This window comes from Sporosarcina sp. QA0331, from assembly GCF_055808055.1.
The window spans coordinates 610,964-628,635 of record NZ_CM147850.1 but is presented as its reverse complement, the minus strand read 5'-3'; the positions used below and the strand labels follow the sequence as shown (position 1 = coordinate 628,635).

Here is a 17,672-nt window from a genome sequence, read left to right as displayed (position 1 = left end):
CCGGTTAAATAATTCTTAATCCTATAGGGAAATCTACATAAAAGTTGTATAATAAGAGTTAGATTATTCTATCAACAAACCTCTTTTTACAACCACACACGGAAAGGGAGACTTTTCTCGAAATTGTGGGGAAATAGATATGTAAGACTATCCAGATATTAGCGATAGACTACTATTCCAACAAATGCGCCCGTTGCTGGCACGTTAGACAGAAAAGATAGAGATGGGAATAGTAGATTTTGGGGAAAGCATGCATAGGGGGCTTTGCTTACTTTACATTCAGAAACAGAACTGTTAAATAGAAGGGATGGATGAATCATGATTTCTTTAAATGATGTTAAGGCTGCAAGGGAACGCATTAGCAATATCGCACATATAACACCGATCCTACAATCAGAGCAACTCTCTACACTATGTGGTAATCAGTTATTCTTAAAATCGGAGCACTTACAAAAAACAGGCTCCTTTAAAATACGAGGAGCTAGCAATAAAGTCATTCATGCGATTGAAAATGGTGCGAGGTATGTGACAGCAGCATCTTCGGGCAACCACGGTCAAGCCGTTGCCTACGTCGCCAATAGATATGGGATTCCGGCTACAATTGTCGTTCCTGAAAATGTTAGCAAGTGTAAGGTGAACGCAATCCAGGCTTACAATGGCAAAGTCGAATTATGCGGGACAACTTCCGCAGAGCGTTTACCAAGAGCACAGGAGATTGCCGATCAAGAAAACGGCGTATTCATTCCCCCTTATGACGACCCATTTATTATGGCCGGGCAAGGGACGGTTGGGTTAGAAATTTTGAACCAAGTGAAAAATGTCGATGCAATTATTGTCCCTATCGGTGGCGGAGGGCTAATTTCCGGAATCCTCACTACAATTAAAGAAACGAATCCGAGAATAAAGGTGATTGGTGTTGAGCCCGAGCTTGCCAATGATACATACCTATCACTGCAAAACAAGAAAATCACTGCGATTGATGCTACTACTACAATTGCGGATGGATTAAGATCCAGTCAGCCAGGCGACCTCACTTTCCCTGTACTTATGAAATATTTAGACGACCTCGTCCTTGTAAGCGAAGATGAAATTCGTCAGGCCTTCAGTTTTGTTATGGAACGTACGAAACAGCTGATCGAACCATCAAGTGCCACAACGATCGCAGCAGCTATGTTCAATAAGCTTAACTTCCAAGGTAAAAACATCGTAACCGTCATCTCCGGTGGTAACGTAGATCTAGATAAGGTTAATCAATTGATTGTAAATGTTACGGAATGATGTAAAACATTATACCTGTAAAAGAACGTCCAGTGCGGACGTTCTTTTCTTATATATATCAAAAAAAGAAGGACATCCGGCTTGCTCCACAGTGAACTGTGACGTTTAACTAAAATCTACCCTTCCATGCGAACGTTCATTCGTGTACACTTAATACATACCTATTAAAGGAGAATAAATGATGAACTCAATCGATTTAATTCTTTTAAACTTTAACGAAGTACGAAGAAGAAGTATTAAAGTATGGACATCTATTCCCCAAGAAATACTAAACTGGAAGCCCGATGATGAGGCAATGACTTGTATAGAGATGATTAGGCATGTGCTAGAAAGTGAACATTATTACCATCTAGCCATCCAAAATCGAGGTAGTTTAGCGGTATTTGAATCTCCATTCGAAAAACAACCTTTTTCTACCGTAGATGCGGAATTGAGGTTTGCAGAACCATTTAGAAATCAGTTCTTACAAACGATTAAATCATTCTCAGTAGAGGATTTAACTACTATTAATATCGATCGTTCTGAATCAGGTTACATAAGAGGTTTGGGTGACATGTTGCTAAGAGTCGCCTATCATGAATCGGTCCATACCGGTCAATTGCTGGATTATTTAAGAATGGCAGAGGTTCCAAGAGTACGTGTTTGGGATTAATTTATCTAACTTTTTATTTTGGTCGTACCACTTAAAATACTATTTGAATCGGAGGATCATATAATGCTGTCTAATGACTTAAAAGCCTCAGTTGTACTTGTTGAGTACACCGATACATACGATGAACATTTATTGAACTTCCATCTACCAGAAGAACAACTCCAGTTTACAAGTTTGCCTTTAGAGAAAATTAATAATCCCATTGTTTCTAGGACTGCTAAACATCTCTTAATTCTCGAAAACGGCGTTCCTGTAGGTTATTTTGCTTTAGAAGATGGCGAAAAGCTTTTAAAGTATAGTACTAATCCAAATGCTCGTTTGCTGACATCTTTCTCAATCAATTCTAGAAATCAAGGAAAGGGATTAGCCAAGATCGGGCTGCAGCTATTACCTGAGTTTGTTAGAAACAATCTTTCCGGAACTGATGAAATTGTCCTCGGCGTCAATCAGAGAAACACGCCTGCGTATAATCTTTATTTAAAAACAGGATTTGTAGACGAGAACGAATTTTATGAAGGCCCCAATGGCCCTCAACATATTTTGCATTTGAAAGTTTAATAATGATATCTGCAATTTTAAAGGATTTTCTTAAGCTATGTTGAATATGCAACTTATACTAAATTAAAGGATGGGATATTATGAATACAATGGTTTCACCAATCTCTTGTAAGGTAAATAATGTTTTTATCCATGTTAGTAATCTTAAAAAGTCTGTAGAGTGGTACAGTAACTTGCTTGGAGTATCATTTGATGAAAACGAAGTTAATTCACCTGTTTATAACATCCCTGTTACTACCGAAACTGGACTTACATTAGACGACCACACTTTCGATCCAAGCTTTAAATTGAATCCTTCAGATCATGTTTTATTTAATTTTTTTGTCAAGGATATTGATGAAGCATACAAATTTATAAAGGACAATGGAATTACAATTGTTAAAGAAATAGAGCGTATCGATGAATTTGCCTACTTTAACTTTCAAGATTTAGATGGAAACGTATTAATGATTTGTAATTGCTAAATGATTTGAGCAAAGGTAGACTCTTCTACCTTTGCCCTTTTCTTATTGCACATTATTTTGTCTGATCTGCAGCAACAAATGGTCGAACTACAAAGTTTTTAGCTCACACCATTTATACAATACAGACGCCCGCTACCTTCGTTTCGTCCTCCTCATCCTTAACAAAGAAATTAATCTCCTTTAAGTGCCGATTATGTTCTACATAATAAATCCGGATAATATTTTTCTGAATTTCAACCCATTTATTTTTATGCTAATACCATTGACTCCTACCAGAGTCCAGCCTTATTATATTTATATTGACTCAATCTGTTATAAATAGTCATTAAAGGAGTAGAGCGTATGCCAAAGATCATAAGTGAGCAGGAGAAGGAGCATATCAAAAATGCAATGTATATCAAAGGAATAGAGCTCATTCGTAAGAAAGGTATGAAACGAGTTACGGTTGACGATATTGCAGCGGCTGTTCAAATAGCCAAAGGTTCTTTCTATTCCTATTATCCTTCCAAGGAGGAATTTCTCTACCACGCTATGAAACAAAATGAACAAGCTTTATTTGACCGAATTCTTGAAATCGATGCTAGATCCGGGAATTTTAAGGACAAGATTAAAAACGCACTTCATGAAATTTACTTAGCACCAGATAGTCTTGCACTCTATGTTCAGCCATCGGATCTGGAATATTTGCTGCGCAAGCTTCCAGATCCTATTAACAGAATGGAACAGGATAAATCCAAAACAAATTTTCAGCGTACATTGAATTGCTTGGGAATAGAGGATGCCCAATGTGATTATAGCGTACTTGCGAATTTAATGGATGGCTTGCATTTTATCGCTTCTAATCAGAACCAATACGGTGAACAAGGAAGGGAACAAGCATTAAGCATTCTTGTAGAAGCAATTGCGGAATATCTAAGCAAGTCCAAGCAGAATTCAACCAAAAATAACTAGAGGAGGCATTCACATGAATCAACCTTTGATTATTTTCATAGCGGCAATTGCCTGCGTCAGTCTGGCGATTTATTGGTTTCTCTACACAAAGAAGAGTGCAGCAGCCTGTCATATCAAAACACCAAACGGAATAGATGAGGGCGAGTATGTGACGATTGGTGGAATCAAGCAGTTTTTATATCATCGTGGTGAAAATAAAGATCATCCCGTCCTCTTATTCCTGCATGGTGGTCCTGGCAGTCCGATGCTTCCATTTGCCCAAGACTTTCAGTTTCCTTGGGAAGATAAGGTAACCGTTGTTCACTGGGAACAGCGGAACAGCGGTAAAACCTTCTTTGCGAATGATCCCCAAAAAGTCACGCCTACAACAACGATTGAACAAGCATTACAGGATACCTATGAAGTTGTGAGCTATTTACAAAAGAAATATAACATTGAGCGAATCCTTATTCTTGGTCATTCATGGGGTTCTGTCTTAGGCAGTCTATTCACCTTGCAGTATCCGCAGATGGTTCAAGCCTATATTGGAGTTGGGCAAGTTGTAAATATGTTTGAAAACGAACGAATTGGCTATGAGAAAGCATTGGAATGCAGCAGACAAGCAAAAAACCGGAAAGATATTAGCACCTTACAGGCTTTAAGCCCTTATCCCGAGCACCAATTTAGTGATGCCTTGACCAAGAAGCTTATGAAACTCCGAAAGTTGCAAGGTAAGTATAAGCTTGCGATGCAACCCTCACCTCAACTAGTCATGAGCGTACTAAGTTCTCCCTTTTATTCGTTAAAAGATATTAAATACATGTTAAAGAGTGATGTATTAGAAGTAAAACAGCGTGCTATTTTGGAATATTTGTTTATGTCCTATGATCTGAACAATATAACTTCAGACTATCAAGTTCCAGTATTCTATATTCATGGCGAGGATGACTGGCAAACTCCTTATTCTCTCGCTCGAACATACTTTGATCAAATCAATGCGCCAATGAAACAATTTTACTCCATATCAAATGCTGGACATGTGACGATGCTTGATCAGAAGGAGCTATTCAACGAAGCTTTATTTGATATTATTAATCGAATCGAACATTAATTTACAATGCCATCCCATCATACGCCACTATGATGAAGCGGAACTCTAATATCTCAACCAAGTCAGTGTGCAAAAGCTGCACATTATGTGTCTGATCTACAGCACCTAATGGTCGAACTGCAAAATTTCAGCTCACATCATCTATACAATACAGGCACCCATTTCTTCTCTTTCAATATGATGTACTATAATGCTTTTGAAGGAGTGAAGACGATGCCATGGCATCTGAAAATCAGATATCTGATTGGTCAACCTGTTGGTGTTTCATTTACAAACGGTCAAGGGACGTCAGGTGTTTTGTGCGGTGCCTCTAATGGTAAACTTCTTGTTATTGAATATTTGTACCAAACTCAATTTGCTTTAAAGCAATATGTTTTTTTTATGATTCAAGATATTAATGGGTTTCCACGTTGTCAGAACCAACAACCTCTTTATTAAAGTATAGTCCCTCTCTTATAGAGAGCTTTTTCTTTCTTCGCATTATGCAGCAATAAGTGATTTTATTTCTTTTATTTGTTCGATGTGGCGCTTTTCGTGCAAATAGATCATTTCAATCCATTGATCTAGTGGCAGTTCACCGAAAGCAGGATGCTTCACTGATTTCTCCGCCAATACAGATTGATCCTCTATCGTACTAAGAAAAGTCATCAACTTTGTTCTTGAAGTGTTCAGCAAATCAATTATTTGTTGAACTTCAAAGGGCTCATCATCTGGTTCAACGATTTTTGGAGCATTAATCTTTCTCGTCCTATCCAATATAAGTTGTATTTGTTTACGTTCTTTTTGATGACTTTCAATCTCCTTAAGTCCCCATGCAATAGCCTTTATTGTTGACTCTTCAACTAACACTAAGTGATGACATACTTGCGCTATACTCCACTTATTCAAATCGGGTTTACGATTAAATTGATCATCATTTAATGAAGTAATCTCCTTCACCAAGTTAGTTCTCGTTTCATATAGATGGTCATTTATTAACTTAGTCATGAAACCTCTCCTTTCATATTGACTCCTATATTTATTTCAACACGAAGGAGATTATTACCTCTTAGAAAAGTTCATGAATAATAACACTAGCTAATGCTTCGTTTTCGATTGTTGTCTTAAATAGGTTACACATCCGGACCTCCCATATTGTATGTAGTTAGACCACAGTTGACGGCTGGATTCCTCTCCCGATACATACTCGCATCGGATGCAATCAGAACAGTTCAGTTCGTATTTTTGTAATACGCTGTAGACAACCAATGCAAGCAACTTAAGCTCCGTTGTGGCAGCCGATAAAAAAAGAAAGCGCCTAACCGATGATCGATTAGACGACTCCTTGGATTCTTTGGTACGATAGTATCTGTCACCTAAAATTTTTCCAAATCAGCACAAGATCGTTCCTAGTCGATTCACGGATACTTCGAATTAAAAAAGACCATCCCTATCAAGTTACAATCTGCCCAAAACACTGAGATCCCTCCGAACGCAGTTCACATTTTAGAGGTATTCTGAATTGTACCGGTGTCAGGTACCAAAATTAAGCCATACAAAAAGAGCTTGGTCATTTCCTCGGCGAGTTCCTCTGGAGAATGGAGGCCCTTCCATAATTTTGTTAATGTCAGGTGCTCAATAACACCAACGATCGCTATGGCAACCGTATTTAAATCTACATTATCGTGGAAGTACCCATTTTCAACTTCCGTTGCAAGATTTTCTTCAATCTGTTTTGCCATTTTCTTCTTCATATCAAGTGCCTCTTCTGAACCGAAAAAGCCGATACGGGCTATTTGTTCATTATCTTGGAATAGGTGAAAAATCGCGGTAATACCGTTGGCAATTCGATTCTGTAATTCCGACGACTCGATACCAGAAGATAATCGACTTTGCTCCACTAATGTATATAACTTTGCTTTAAACATATCGACCAGCTCTTGAAAAATGGCATCTTTGCTTTTGAAGTATAGATAGAACGTTGGTTGCGTGACATGCGCTTCCTTAACAATCGTACTGATTTTCGTTTCATGGAAACCATGAAGAGCAAATTGTTTTGCAGCAATTTCCAGTAAAAGCTCCCTGCTTTTCTCTCCATCCGCGCCTTTTTTCCGTCCTCTATTATTCAATTAGAACAACTCCAACCTTTATGCTTTTTCTAGATGTTGCCTCGATTGCAAGCTGAGTAAACAACTCTATGGTAACAATATTGTACTATTAATCGAGACTAATTAAAATTACTACCGATGCATCATCATATCCATCTGCTTTCACAGTAAATTCATGCGCCCCAGGATTCAATGTGGCCTCTTTAAAATCAATTATGATCATACCTTCGATGGTCGAAACCCTTGAGGGGTGTATTGGAATCGAGTTTCCATCTTTATACACACCTATAAATTTGTCTCTCCAAGTTGCATCCTCATTAAATGTAATGTGGACGGTTTCCGGATTTGGCGCTATTCCGGACAAAGTAGGCGGTTCCATTGGTGCAGGTACTTCGAATATCACTACGGCATCCGCATACCCTTCCGCTTTTACAATTAATCTCTGAATGCCTGGACTAAATGGAGCACCTGAAAGGTCGATCGTAATCATGCCTTCAGTCGTTAGGTTCACTCTTGAAGGATGAATAGGTGAGGTACTTCCCTCTTTGTATACACCTGTAATTTTTCCTCTCCACTCTGGATTTTCGGTAAAAGTGATGTTTACGGTTTTCTGGTTTACTACTATTCCAAATAATTCAGGTGGTTGTAATGGTGCAGGTACTTCGAATATCACTATGGCATCCGCATACCCTTCCGCTTTTACAATTATTTTCTGAATGCCCGGACTATACGGCGCACCTGATAGGTTGATCGTGATCAAGCCTTCGGTTGTTAGGTTCACCCGAGAAGGATGAATAGGTGAGGTACTTCCCTCTTTGTAAACGCCTGTGATTTTTCTTCTCCACTCTGGATTGTCGGTAAATGTGATTTTAACGGTTTCCTGATTTGTTGCTGTTCCTACTAAAGATGGCGTAACTAACGGCGCTTGTACTTCGAAGGTCACCTCGGCGTCTGCATACCCATCCGCTTTTACAATTATTTTCTGAATGCCTGGACTATACGACGCACCTGATAGGTCGATCGTGATCAAGCCTTCGGTCGTTAGGTTCACCCTTGAAGGATGAATAGGTGAGGTACTTCCCTCTTTGTAAACGCCTGTGATTTTTCCTCTCCACGCTGGATTATCGGCAAATGTGATGTTAACGGTTTCTGAATTTGGAGCAATTCCAGATAAAGTAGGAGGTTCTATTGGCATAGGCACTTTAATTATTACTTCAGCATCTGCATATCCTTCCGCTTTAACGACGATTTTGTGTTCACCGGGACTCATTGGAGCATCGGTTAAGTTGATCGTGATCATGCCTTCAGTTGTTTTTACCCGTGATAAATGTATTGGAGATATTCCATCCATGTAGACACCTGTGATTTTCCCTCTCCACTCTGGATTGTCGGTAAATGTGATGTTCACAGTTTCTGAATTTGGAACTATTCCAGATAAAGTAGGAGGTTCTATTGGTAAAGGCACTTCAATCATTACTTCGGCATCCGCATACCCTTCTGCTTTTATAATTATTTTCTGGATGCCTGGACTCAACGGAGTATCTGTTAAGTCGATTGTGATCAAGCCTTCAATAGTTCTCACCCTTGAAGAATGAAGTGGAGATTCATCTCCTTCTAAATAAACATCCGTGATCTTCCCTCTCCACTCTGCATCATCGGTAAATGTGACATGAACGGTTTCTGAATTTGGTGCTGTTCCGGCTAATTTAGGAGGTGTTAACGGTGCTGGCACCTCAAATGTTATTTTGGCATCAGCATATCCTTCCGCTTTCACGATAAATTCATGTAGCCCGGGGCTCAAATCAGTCCCCGTAAGATCGATCATTATAATGCCAGGTATAGATGTGTTTACCTGAGTGTGATGAATAGGAGAAGATTCCCCATTTTTATACACACCTGTAATTTTCCCTCTCCACTTAGCGTCTTCGATGAAGCTGATTTGGACGGTTTTTGGATCCGATGCTACTGCATTTAAAGCAGGCGGTATAGATAATTGACCAAGTAAACGCTGTGCAATTGCAATAGCTTCCTCTAAGGAAGCTCTGTCAGCCCCTTCAGCCAATTGCTTCACCTTTTCCCAAGCTGCGTCAATATCCGATTGACTTATATTATCTTTCAACTTTGTTTTTGAGCTATCTACAAACAAATTATTGACAGCTTCTGTGGCTAATCGTAGTTTTTTTGCAGCTTCAACTATCGCTGTTAAGAAGTCCTGTGCTTTTTGGAGATCAGCCAGTAAAGATATTTTCTCAGGTCCATTGGCCACTTTATCCACTTTATCCACTTTCTCTTTTGCAGCATTGATTGCAGCTTGATCCACACCTTCTTTTAAAGCTGTTTTATTCCCATCTGAAAATAGTGCAGCAACAGCAGCTTTTGCTAATTGTAGTCTAGTATTCTCAGTGGATTCTGGCGGTACATAGTTTCCTTCCTCGCCATTATCAACAATACTATCTATTGGTAAAGAGCTTTCTATATTGAGACGTCCATTAATCATGAGGATTTTATGCTTATTCATCTCATAGTTTAGAAAAAGACGCTTAACGGCACTCTCGGAAACTATATAGACATTTTCGACTTTCGCATTGTTCTCGAGTGTAATTCTACTATTCATATTTCCAAGATAAAGCGAACGTACAACTACATTCATCGTTACATTAATTAAGTCCTTGGAGTCGATTATCATTTTTGGAATGATTATGCCTTCATCCGCCTCAATGGAAGAATTTGCGGAGAACTTAACTTCCTGAATAGAAGTATCACCTGTTAATTTAATTGAAAATCCATTTGCGTCAACCTTCATAGATTGTATGCCTGAATTATGAAACAGGATTTCCATATTGAACGCGTCGGATTTCGTTGCCAAATCAGAGTTTCCTATCGGCTTCGACAGAATTGTTGCCCCCATCATTCTCACATTATCTATATAAATTTTGTTTTCCCCATTACTGTTTATGCTTAAGTCATTTGTTAAAGTAATATTTTTCAGAGACAAGTTGCCTCCTTCTATGAATATCTTTGCATCAATCACAGCCCCATTGCCATTCAATACTATGTCCACTTTATTTTTTTCCTTAATTGAATTCTGATCTGCACGAAGCATAATCGACTCAATTTTATTGATTGTATTCCCTACAACCCTAACTCTCATTTTTGCATTTTTAAGTGCCGAGAAATTCTCCGGTGTTAACCATTTTCTCTGTTCAGTTGTTAACGAATAAGTTTCGCCATCCAATTGTATTGAATCCTCATTGATGTCTAATACTTTAGATTCAATTACTTTCTCTATCGGTTGTCGCTCCATTTGTTGGGAACGATAAATAAATAAAGCCATTTGCCCACGTTTCACTGGGTCATTAGGTGAAAATGTTGTTGGTGTAGTCCCTGTCGTTATTTGATTTTTAACAAGTGTTCTAACATACGGGGCATACCACTTCATTATATTTATATCCTGAAAAGGATTTATATCTAATTCCTCTTCAGGAAGTTGATAAGCAACTACCAGGATTTTCGCTAGTTGCGCTCGTGTAATCGGTTGTTCAGGCTTGAATGTTCCATCAGGATATCCTTGGAATAAACCAGCTTTCACTAGTGCGGCAATAGACTTGTAGTAGTTGGAGTTCTTCTTTATATCCTGAAAACCTGGATCCTCCACATTTTCCAAATCGAGTTGAAGAGCTCTAGCTAAAAGAACAGCTGCTTGTCCGCGCTTCAAATTTTCTGATGGACGGTAAGTTCCGTCTGAATAACCGTAAACTATACGTTGTTGAACTAGGCTCGCTAATGCTTCTTCATATTGACTATTAGGTGGTATGTCAGTAAAACCTGTGACTTTACTGGATGCTGCAATAGGTCGGTCAGCGACAACCGTGCTAAATGCCAGTGAATAAGCTACAGCTGCGAGAAATAACTTTTTACTTTCTTTCACTCTCTTTCCCCCTCAAATGTCACAAAGAAAAAAAGCAGTAGTTTCCTCTGTGAAATTAATTTTCAATATAATACTCGTGAGTAATATAAATATTACTCACGAGTATTATCCTTAATAGCTGATTTGCTGTCAATTGAAATTTCCAAGTTTCAAACTATTCGGCAGTGCTTTATCGTACATAATTTGGATTGCGCAATAAGTGGAACGGGCTTAGTCCTCTTTGAAGAATTAATTCAGATGGAGCATGCCGAAGGGGTAATCTCACACTTGTACGAACATGTAAAAATAAAATGGCGGTTCGAGGAAGTACCCCGACTGGTGCATCCGGCGATCCAAGCATCGCAACACTGGAAAAAGGTAAGAAACTCGACGAAGTTGTGCTCGCAAATGTTGGAGGTTTTTGTGAGGAAGATGGATGAATGTGGATGGGAGTATGGATTGAAATAGTAATATGATGTATGACCATTTTCTATCAGGAAAGTACAAATTGAGTTCCGTAAAGAGAGACTGCACTGACCTAAGAAAATGAGAAAAATAAAAACACCTTACATTGCAAAACAGTCAGAACTAATTTTGACGGCGCACGGGCAATTATAGAAAAAAGCTGCCACAGAGAATCAGTTTAAACTGACTTTCTGGACAGCCCCTTCCCTCTATCATTATTCAGTTGCATTTTATTGAAAAAATACCGGTCTAGCCAGGTATCTAATTCGTTTTTCGTTAATAACTCGACTTCCCGCATCAAATTAAGCAAATACTAACTTTCCATCCTATTGTTTTAATTAAATATGTTTCGCAGTGTTATCCATTTCAACAAAATCATTGAAAAGCTCTTTAGATGATCGCAACCGTTTTACCTTTTAGAATTAATAAAAATAAGAATAAGTAGTATAATTGAGCTAATCGGATGCTTCCTAGTGTCCTTAGAGGCGGAATAAACAGGCTTACAATTTCTTCAAAATTCATCAGATCATCTTATCATACTACGTTACTATGATGTAGAATTTAACTGTAAAAGGAGCAGATTATGTTCTCTAAATCGGACGTAAAGAGCATGTCGGATATTATCGAAGGCCAATTTTCTTATAATGAATACAATGGATTTGAACATTCTCTTTTACCATATGAAGTGAAGCTTGGGACGAAGCCGGTTCTCATTTCAGCACCGCATTCTGTCAATCATATGAGGAATAATAAAGTGAAAAAAGCAGATTTATATACGGGAACGATTACGTCTATGATTCAACTTTATACAAATTGTTTTTGTATTTATAGTAATCGAATAGCAGATGAAGATCCTAACTACACGATTGGTGGCAAATACAAGGATGCGATTAAAGAGATTTGCGCACAAAATGATATTCGTCTTGTTATCGATTTGCATGGTGCTGCTGCCGCTCGAGAATTCGATATCGATTTAGGAACGATGTACGGAACGTCTATTGATGAAATCAGCGTTTCCTTTATGAAAAATCTGTTCAATCAGAATGGAATTCATGATATTCGAGTGAACGATACCTTCCCTGCTTCCCACAAAGGAACGATCACTCATTTCACAAAAAATAAACTTAATATCAATGCCATACAAATGGAGATTAACTATTTGTATCGCAACCCGAATAATACGGCTCAGTTTTCGACATTACTGCAATCGTTAATTGACATTGTCGAACACTTCGGAAAGGACTCATTGTAATGGAAACACCCAGCTATATTTTGACAAACACGCCTTCATTCGTCGCAAGATATCAAATAGAAGTTCACCCAAAGGATTTAACAAAATTAAAAACGGAAAACTATCTTTTCGTTACAGTTGGGGACGAATACGGCAATGAAGTTAGATGTATGATTCTTTCCAATTCTACTATTAAAATTGGACAAGCAAAGCTATCGAAAAGGTGCTTACAATGTTTGGATTCCAAAACGAAGTCCGTCTTCATTCATCCTGCTGAATTTCAATTTATCAATCGAGGAATTCCGAAAGTGGATGATATTAAAAAGAAAATTGTCTATGCTTCCCCTGATATAATTGCAAAGTACTCGAACCGAGTAGAACTTATTAATACCCAAACTGGTTTTAGAATGAAGCTACAGTTACGTGCAAGAAAAGATAACACGACACCAAATAAAGTCTTTATCAATCGATATCATATGTTACTTCTAAACATAGAAAAAGATAGCGATACAAAACTTGTCATTATTCAATCACCCATTGATAATGTCTCAATGACTCGAAAGATCGTAAAAAAGGTAAAATCTTTTTGTACCAATACAGTAAAAACTATCGGAAATTGGTTCATTGGATATCGTGAGATAGAGCTAAGAATCGGATATATTTATCCGTTCGATGAAAGCCATAAAGTTTCTAGGATACATCCAAACATCAGGAGATTTCTAGGTGTTGAAGAAAGCGAAAAAATCGTTATTGCCTACAACGGGAAACGTGTAAAGTTACCGATACTGGAACTAGATACGAAACATATCGGGGAAGTTTTTAAAGTCGAAGACGAATTTACAGATAGTCACTTATATATCGGTATTCCTGCAACGACAAGAAACGAATTGGACATTCCTAATATAGGGACGGTCGTAAAAGTAAGAAGAAGCATGAAGTTTTTATTAATGAAACATATAAACAAGCTCATTCTACCGATCATTGCGCTTTGGTTTACGATATTTAACTTCGTCAAGGCCGATTCCATTGAAAACATAGTGAAAATAATACTTCTGATTGTGACGATTTCGCCTATTGTTATCTTTGCATCTCTTTCTGTTGAACGATCGAAAGTGAAGTAAATTTTGACGACTGCTCATCCGGTCGTTTTTTGCAGGAGACCATTCGCTGACAGGTGCATTTCACGTCTCTGTGCCTTTTCTCTTTTTAGTTAAAACAAAAGAACGCCCAATTTCGGACGTTCTTTTTTCAATTGACACATAGTAGAATTAATGAGGAGTCAAAAGTGGAATCATATAACTAAAAGTGCTTTCATTTGGCGACTCAAACTTTTCTAACTTTAATCCTTTCGACTTAAAACCAAAACGATGGACAAGCCTCATAAAATTAAAACACATAAACGGATCGTACACATTACACTCCATCGTAGCATAAATCGTTGGTTCTTGTTTCTCTATATACATAGTACCGGCATCGTCAATCACGTTGGATGGATACCCTTTATTCAGAATGAATCCAACTTCGCCAACCATTGTATTCCCTTTTGATTCTAATGTTCTTATAAAAATACCAGGTCTAGCTCCTAGCCCCAATTTTTTAACCTTCTCCAATTCAGAGATCATCAGAGACTGAAAAGGGTTTGTTTCTCTTGGCACTTCATGTCTAAACCATATAAATATTATTGGTTCGTCCCATTTCACTAAATTGATATGTTGCTCTTTAGCAGTCACACCATTTAAATATTGTTTGGCAATCTTCAATGAAGATATCTTCGAGTCTACATCATGTCTCCAATTGGAAATTAAGCGTTCCTTCTCTTCCTCGCTTGAATGCAAGTATTGGTAAATGTCTTCAATGCAAATATCAGCCAAACGAAGCGAATGAATAATCAATGCTTGGGATACTTGATCGTCTGTATAAATTCGATAGCCGTTCTCTAAACGTTGTTTAGGCTCCAACAACCTTTTTTGATCATAAAAACGAAGAGTACTAGGCGGCAGGCCAGTTCGCTCAGAAAACTCATTGATTTTCATCCCCATTTCTCTTCACTTCCTTTTGCTGTTACGCAGGATAAGACCAAACGTTAATGCGATTTCCATCTAAATCAAAGAAATGAAAACCTGCCCAGCCATTATGGGGATTACCAGCAACTTCAGATGGGTGCAAGCCATTTTCCTTAAGTTGATTGTACGTTTCATGAAATAGTTCTGGCCTGATGTCAAAGTAATTACGAACTGTAGGGTTTGCTTTTTCGAAAGGCATATCTTCAATCTTTTCCAACCATATATTGTCATAAAACACTTGAGAGAGCTGCATCCAGTCATATGCATCCTCAACTTGTAAGTGTGCGTAATTGTCATTTTGTTCTACTATTTGAACCCCAAGGTTCTCTTTATACCAAGTGACAGCCTTATTGATATCTTTTACACCTATTCTTACATTAACATCACCAAAACCCGTTACCCTAGCTTCAAGGAATTGCCCTTCCAAAGCTTTATTGTGTACTGCTGTAAGCCTTGCATTATCAAAAGCTTGGATATCAAAACTAACTTGTCCAGCAGGCAACGTAACCATATTCGAAATCTTGATCCCTTCCTTTTCAAAATAGGAAAGAGTATCCTCAAGATTCGCCACCTCAAATCCTACCCTAGTATGTCCTTCAAAACCGCCTTCAGATTTAAAATGTTCAAATTCCCCTTCAAAGGACTTCAATGTCACCACACCTAATCTCGGCATTTTAAGGAAAGCCTTTTTTCCGACAGGTGTAACGACACTATCTAAACAAGTCCAACCCATATGCTTGGTATACCATTCAATCCCCTCTTCAAACTTGTCCCAAGCCACCATAATAAATCCACCATCCCAACGGAAAGCCATTTGTTCCATCCCCTTTTTGAAAATAAATTCGGTATGTTCTACCTATTTTAATTATAAAGGTTCGAGTAAGTTTAAGGTCAAGACCTTCTTATCTCAATTCCTCAATAACTTCCTTTGTCACCGCCAAGAACTGTTCAGTGGCAGCTGTTTGGATAGAGTTTTTTAAAGTAACTAGGTTGAGTTTAGCTTCAATGGTTGGGTTAATTAGTTCGACGAGAGGTGGGAGTTCATAGTTGTTAATATTTTGGAAGAGAGCAGGAGCGAATGCAATTCCGAGATTTTCTCGGACCATGTTAAGCATAGGAAAAGTTTCGGTACCCCAATAGATAATATTAGGCGTAAAGCCAGCTGCATCGCATCCTTCCAATATAAAGTCAGAGATACCATAGCCAAGGGTAGTGTGCGGCATAAGAAAGTTTTCGTTTTTAAGTTCTTTCAATTCAATTGTTTTCCTATCCGCAAGCGGATGTCCGGGCGGCAGCGCAACATAGAGGGACTCAGTCAGTAGGGCGGTCGTATGAAAGTCTTTCTTGTCGAAAATATTACGGACAAGTCCTATATCCATCTTATGCAATCGAAGCTGTTCCAATATAAAAGCAGTATTCCCTTCAAGAACACGGATTGTGATTCGACTTCCGCGCTCATTTAGCCGCTTGACGACCTCGGGAATGATAGTGATATTAGCAATTGTCGAGCATCCGATTGTGACAGTTCCGTATTCCCCGGAATCGTGTTCAGCAACTTCTTTCATAATTTCACTAGTAGATAGCATCAATTGTTTTCCCCGTTTATAAAGGAGATGACCCGTCTCCGTTAACGTAAGTCGTTTGCCACTTCGAATGAACAAACTAACGTCTAATTCCTCTTCCAATTTCTGAATGGCAATGCTGAGAGGTGGCTGTGTCATATTGAGGGCAATCGCCGCTTTTGAAATGGAGCCTGTTTCTACAACCATAATAAAATACCGCAGTCGATCAAAATCCATAAAAACCCTCCTTTATATATTTTTTATATACATACTACTCTTATTATATATTTTACATGTAATCGTTTTCAATATAAGATTCTAATTAGCATCAATTTTTAATCAGATAAAAATATTGGGAGGGAAAATGAATGAAATTCAAAAAAATAATGAGTGTTTTAATGGTTGGAGGATTGGTAATGGGGTTGGCTGCCTGTAATGGCAATGCAGCAGATGCAGACAAAAAAGATAATTATCCGTCAAGGGCAATTTCATTGACCATACCATATGCCGCTGGAGGTAGTGCAGATCTTCAAGCTCGTATTATCAGTGACTCCATTCAGAAAGACCTTGGTCAGACGGTCAACATTATTTCAAAGCCTGGCGGTGCAGGTTCTACAGGAATGACTGCTGTGAAAACGGCAAAACCGGACGGTTATAATATTATCCTCACAGCGGTCGGTCCTTCTACACTCACGCCGAATGCCAACAACGTAGGGTATGACGTTACAAAAGACTTTAAGCAAATTGCACAAATTACAGAAGCTCCCTATGGAATTGCTGTAAATTCAAGTTCTGGCATTAGTAGTTTAAATGAGTTGCTTGAAGTTGCAAGAATAGAGAGTGTGACATATGGAACGACCGGGGCAGGGCTTCACCAGCATGTCGTAACAGCTGCATTTGTTGAAAGTCAGGGAGATCTTGACATGGAGCATATTCCTTTTGAAGGCGGAGCAGAAGCAGTAACTGCAGTGCTCGGTAATCATGTTGATGCGTCTGTTAACACAATTTCCGAACTGTTACCCCATGATGGAAATGGTCTTACGATTTTAGCGGTGACTTCTGACGAACGTCTGAAAGAACTACCAGATGTACCTACGTTCAAAGAACTTGGCTATGAATTGATTAGTACAGGTGCATGGTTCGGATTTATGGCACCAAAAGATACTCCGGACGACATTGTTAATAAGCTTGAGGAAAGTATTAAGAAGGCTCTCGAAGATGAAGAAGTCATTGCTCAGTTCAAGAAAGCAGGCTTGCCAATCTCCTTCCTAAATTCAGAGGATTTTACGAACAAAACATTAGAAGAGAATGAAAAGAATAAAGAAGTAATCAAATCGCTAAACAACTAATCAAGGAGGGATGTG

The 17,672-nt window shown here is 38.4% G+C and carries 16 protein-coding genes; 10 read left to right on the top strand and 6 right to left on the bottom strand.

Annotation, left to right across the window (positions count from 1 at the left end; genetic code table 11):
- The first annotated feature begins 318 nt into the window (after nucleotides 1-318).
- The 7 genes from AC0L13_RS03120 to AC0L13_RS03090 all read left to right on the top strand — a co-directional run bounded on the left by AC0L13_RS03120 (nucleotide 319) and on the right by AC0L13_RS03090 (nucleotide 5,431).
- Entirely contained in the window at nucleotides 319-1,278 is a 960-nt protein-coding gene (locus AC0L13_RS03120) for a threonine ammonia-lyase (RefSeq protein WP_473643864.1), read from the top strand.
- A 181-nt stretch (nucleotides 1,279-1,459) separates the two neighbouring features.
- Complete coding sequence (locus tag AC0L13_RS03115) at nucleotides 1,460-1,930, top strand: DinB family protein (protein ID WP_473643862.1); 471 nt, start codon at nucleotides 1,460-1,462, stop codon at nucleotides 1,928-1,930.
- Between the two features lie 63 nt (nucleotides 1,931-1,993).
- A complete protein-coding gene (locus tag AC0L13_RS03110; RefSeq protein ID WP_473643860.1) occupies nucleotides 1,994-2,488 on the top strand; it encodes a GNAT family N-acetyltransferase in 495 nt (164 codons plus the stop codon).
- 80 nt (nucleotides 2,489-2,568) lie between these two features.
- On the top strand, nucleotides 2,569-2,952 hold the full coding sequence (locus AC0L13_RS03105; protein WP_473643858.1) for a VOC family protein: 384 nt from the start codon (nucleotides 2,569-2,571) through the stop codon (nucleotides 2,950-2,952).
- A 342-nt stretch (nucleotides 2,953-3,294) separates the two neighbouring features.
- Nucleotides 3,295-3,903 (top strand): TetR/AcrR family transcriptional regulator, encoded by a 609-nt coding sequence (locus AC0L13_RS03100; RefSeq protein ID WP_473643856.1) that lies wholly within the window; start codon nucleotides 3,295-3,297, stop codon nucleotides 3,901-3,903.
- A 13-nt stretch (nucleotides 3,904-3,916) separates the two neighbouring features.
- The gene (locus tag AC0L13_RS03095; RefSeq protein WP_473643854.1) at nucleotides 3,917-4,993 is read left to right on the top strand and encodes an alpha/beta fold hydrolase; all 1,077 of its coding nucleotides are present in this window, start codon (nucleotides 3,917-3,919) and stop codon (nucleotides 4,991-4,993) included.
- A gap of 213 nt (nucleotides 4,994-5,206) precedes the next feature.
- Nucleotides 5,207-5,431: a hypothetical protein gene (locus AC0L13_RS03090; protein WP_473643852.1), complete on the top strand. Its 225-nt coding sequence runs from the start codon at nucleotides 5,207-5,209 to the stop codon at nucleotides 5,429-5,431.
- A 42-nt stretch (nucleotides 5,432-5,473) separates the two neighbouring features.
- Here AC0L13_RS03090 and AC0L13_RS03085 read toward each other — a convergent pair whose 3' ends face one another.
- The 3 genes from AC0L13_RS03085 to AC0L13_RS03075 form a co-directional block, all read right to left on the bottom strand.
- Nucleotides 5,474-5,980: a DinB family protein gene (locus AC0L13_RS03085; protein WP_473643850.1), complete on the bottom strand. Its 507-nt coding sequence runs from the start codon at nucleotides 5,978-5,980 to the stop codon at nucleotides 5,474-5,476.
- Between the two features lie 491 nt (nucleotides 5,981-6,471).
- On the bottom strand, nucleotides 6,472-7,101 hold the full coding sequence (locus AC0L13_RS03080) for a TetR/AcrR family transcriptional regulator (RefSeq protein WP_473643848.1): 630 nt from the start codon (nucleotides 7,099-7,101) through the stop codon (nucleotides 6,472-6,474).
- Nucleotides 7,102-7,189: 88 nt separating this feature from the next.
- Entirely contained in the window at nucleotides 7,190-11,008 is a 3,819-nt protein-coding gene (locus tag AC0L13_RS03075) for a hemoblobin-interacting domain-containing protein (RefSeq protein WP_473643845.1), read from the bottom strand.
- Between the two features lie 1,027 nt (nucleotides 11,009-12,035).
- On the opposite strand from AC0L13_RS03075, the gene AC0L13_RS03070 reads away from it, so the two are divergent.
- Both AC0L13_RS03070 and AC0L13_RS03065 read left to right on the top strand, forming a co-directional pair.
- On the top strand, nucleotides 12,036-12,704 hold the full coding sequence (locus tag AC0L13_RS03070) for an N-formylglutamate amidohydrolase (protein WP_473643842.1): 669 nt from the start codon (nucleotides 12,036-12,038) through the stop codon (nucleotides 12,702-12,704).
- Nucleotides 12,704-13,804 (top strand): hypothetical protein, encoded by a 1,101-nt coding sequence (locus AC0L13_RS03065; protein WP_473643839.1) that lies wholly within the window; start codon nucleotides 12,704-12,706, stop codon nucleotides 13,802-13,804. The genes AC0L13_RS03070 and AC0L13_RS03065 overlap by 1 nt, the downstream gene beginning before the upstream one ends.
- A gap of 147 nt (nucleotides 13,805-13,951) precedes the next feature.
- Here the strand turns inward: AC0L13_RS03065 and AC0L13_RS03060 are convergent, their stop codons facing one another.
- From AC0L13_RS03060 to AC0L13_RS03050, 3 genes are all read right to left on the bottom strand, one after another.
- Nucleotides 13,952-14,722, bottom strand: coding sequence for a helix-turn-helix domain-containing protein (locus AC0L13_RS03060; RefSeq protein ID WP_473643837.1), 771 nt, complete (start codon nucleotides 14,720-14,722; stop codon nucleotides 13,952-13,954).
- Nucleotides 14,723-14,744: 22 nt separating this feature from the next.
- Nucleotides 14,745-15,560: a VOC family protein gene (locus AC0L13_RS03055; protein ID WP_473643835.1), complete on the bottom strand. Its 816-nt coding sequence runs from the start codon at nucleotides 15,558-15,560 to the stop codon at nucleotides 14,745-14,747.
- Between the two features lie 88 nt (nucleotides 15,561-15,648).
- Complete coding sequence (locus tag AC0L13_RS03050; protein ID WP_473643833.1) at nucleotides 15,649-16,545, bottom strand: LysR family transcriptional regulator; 897 nt, start codon at nucleotides 16,543-16,545, stop codon at nucleotides 15,649-15,651.
- A 131-nt stretch (nucleotides 16,546-16,676) separates the two neighbouring features.
- Between AC0L13_RS03050 and AC0L13_RS03045 the strand changes: the two genes are divergently transcribed.
- Nucleotides 16,677-17,657, top strand: a complete 981-nt coding sequence (locus tag AC0L13_RS03045; protein ID WP_473643831.1) for a tripartite tricarboxylate transporter substrate binding protein — start codon at nucleotides 16,677-16,679, stop codon at nucleotides 17,655-17,657.
- Nucleotides 17,658-17,672: the final 15 nt, after the last annotated feature.

Coding starts and splice junctions, on each gene's coding strand:
- AC0L13_RS03120 (WP_473643864.1), top strand. CDS start 319: ATGATTTCTTTAAATGATGTTAAGGCTGCAAGGGAACGCATTAGCAAT.
- AC0L13_RS03100 (WP_473643856.1), top strand. CDS start 3,295: ATGCCAAAGATCATAAGTGAGCAGGAGAAGGAGCATATCAAAAATGCA.
- AC0L13_RS03045 (WP_473643831.1), top strand. CDS start 16,677: ATGAAATTCAAAAAAATAATGAGTGTTTTAATGGTTGGAGGATTGGTA.
- AC0L13_RS03060 (WP_473643837.1), bottom strand. CDS start 14,722: ATGGGGATGAAAATCAATGAGTTTTCTGAGCGAACTGGCCTGCCGCCT.
- AC0L13_RS03065 (WP_473643839.1), top strand. CDS start 12,704: ATGGAAACACCCAGCTATATTTTGACAAACACGCCTTCATTCGTCGCA.
- AC0L13_RS03070 (WP_473643842.1), top strand. CDS start 12,036: ATGTTCTCTAAATCGGACGTAAAGAGCATGTCGGATATTATCGAAGGC.
- AC0L13_RS03105 (WP_473643858.1), top strand. CDS start 2,569: ATGAATACAATGGTTTCACCAATCTCTTGTAAGGTAAATAATGTTTTT.
- AC0L13_RS03050 (WP_473643833.1), bottom strand. CDS start 16,545: ATGGATTTTGATCGACTGCGGTATTTTATTATGGTTGTAGAAACAGGC.
- AC0L13_RS03085 (WP_473643850.1), bottom strand. CDS start 5,980: ATGACTAAGTTAATAAATGACCATCTATATGAAACGAGAACTAACTTG.
- AC0L13_RS03090 (WP_473643852.1), top strand. CDS start 5,207: ATGCCATGGCATCTGAAAATCAGATATCTGATTGGTCAACCTGTTGGT.
- AC0L13_RS03115 (WP_473643862.1), top strand. CDS start 1,460: ATGAACTCAATCGATTTAATTCTTTTAAACTTTAACGAAGTACGAAGA.
- AC0L13_RS03110 (WP_473643860.1), top strand. CDS start 1,994: ATGCTGTCTAATGACTTAAAAGCCTCAGTTGTACTTGTTGAGTACACC.
- AC0L13_RS03055 (WP_473643835.1), bottom strand. CDS start 15,560: ATGGCTTTCCGTTGGGATGGTGGATTTATTATGGTGGCTTGGGACAAG.
- AC0L13_RS03095 (WP_473643854.1), top strand. CDS start 3,917: ATGAATCAACCTTTGATTATTTTCATAGCGGCAATTGCCTGCGTCAGT.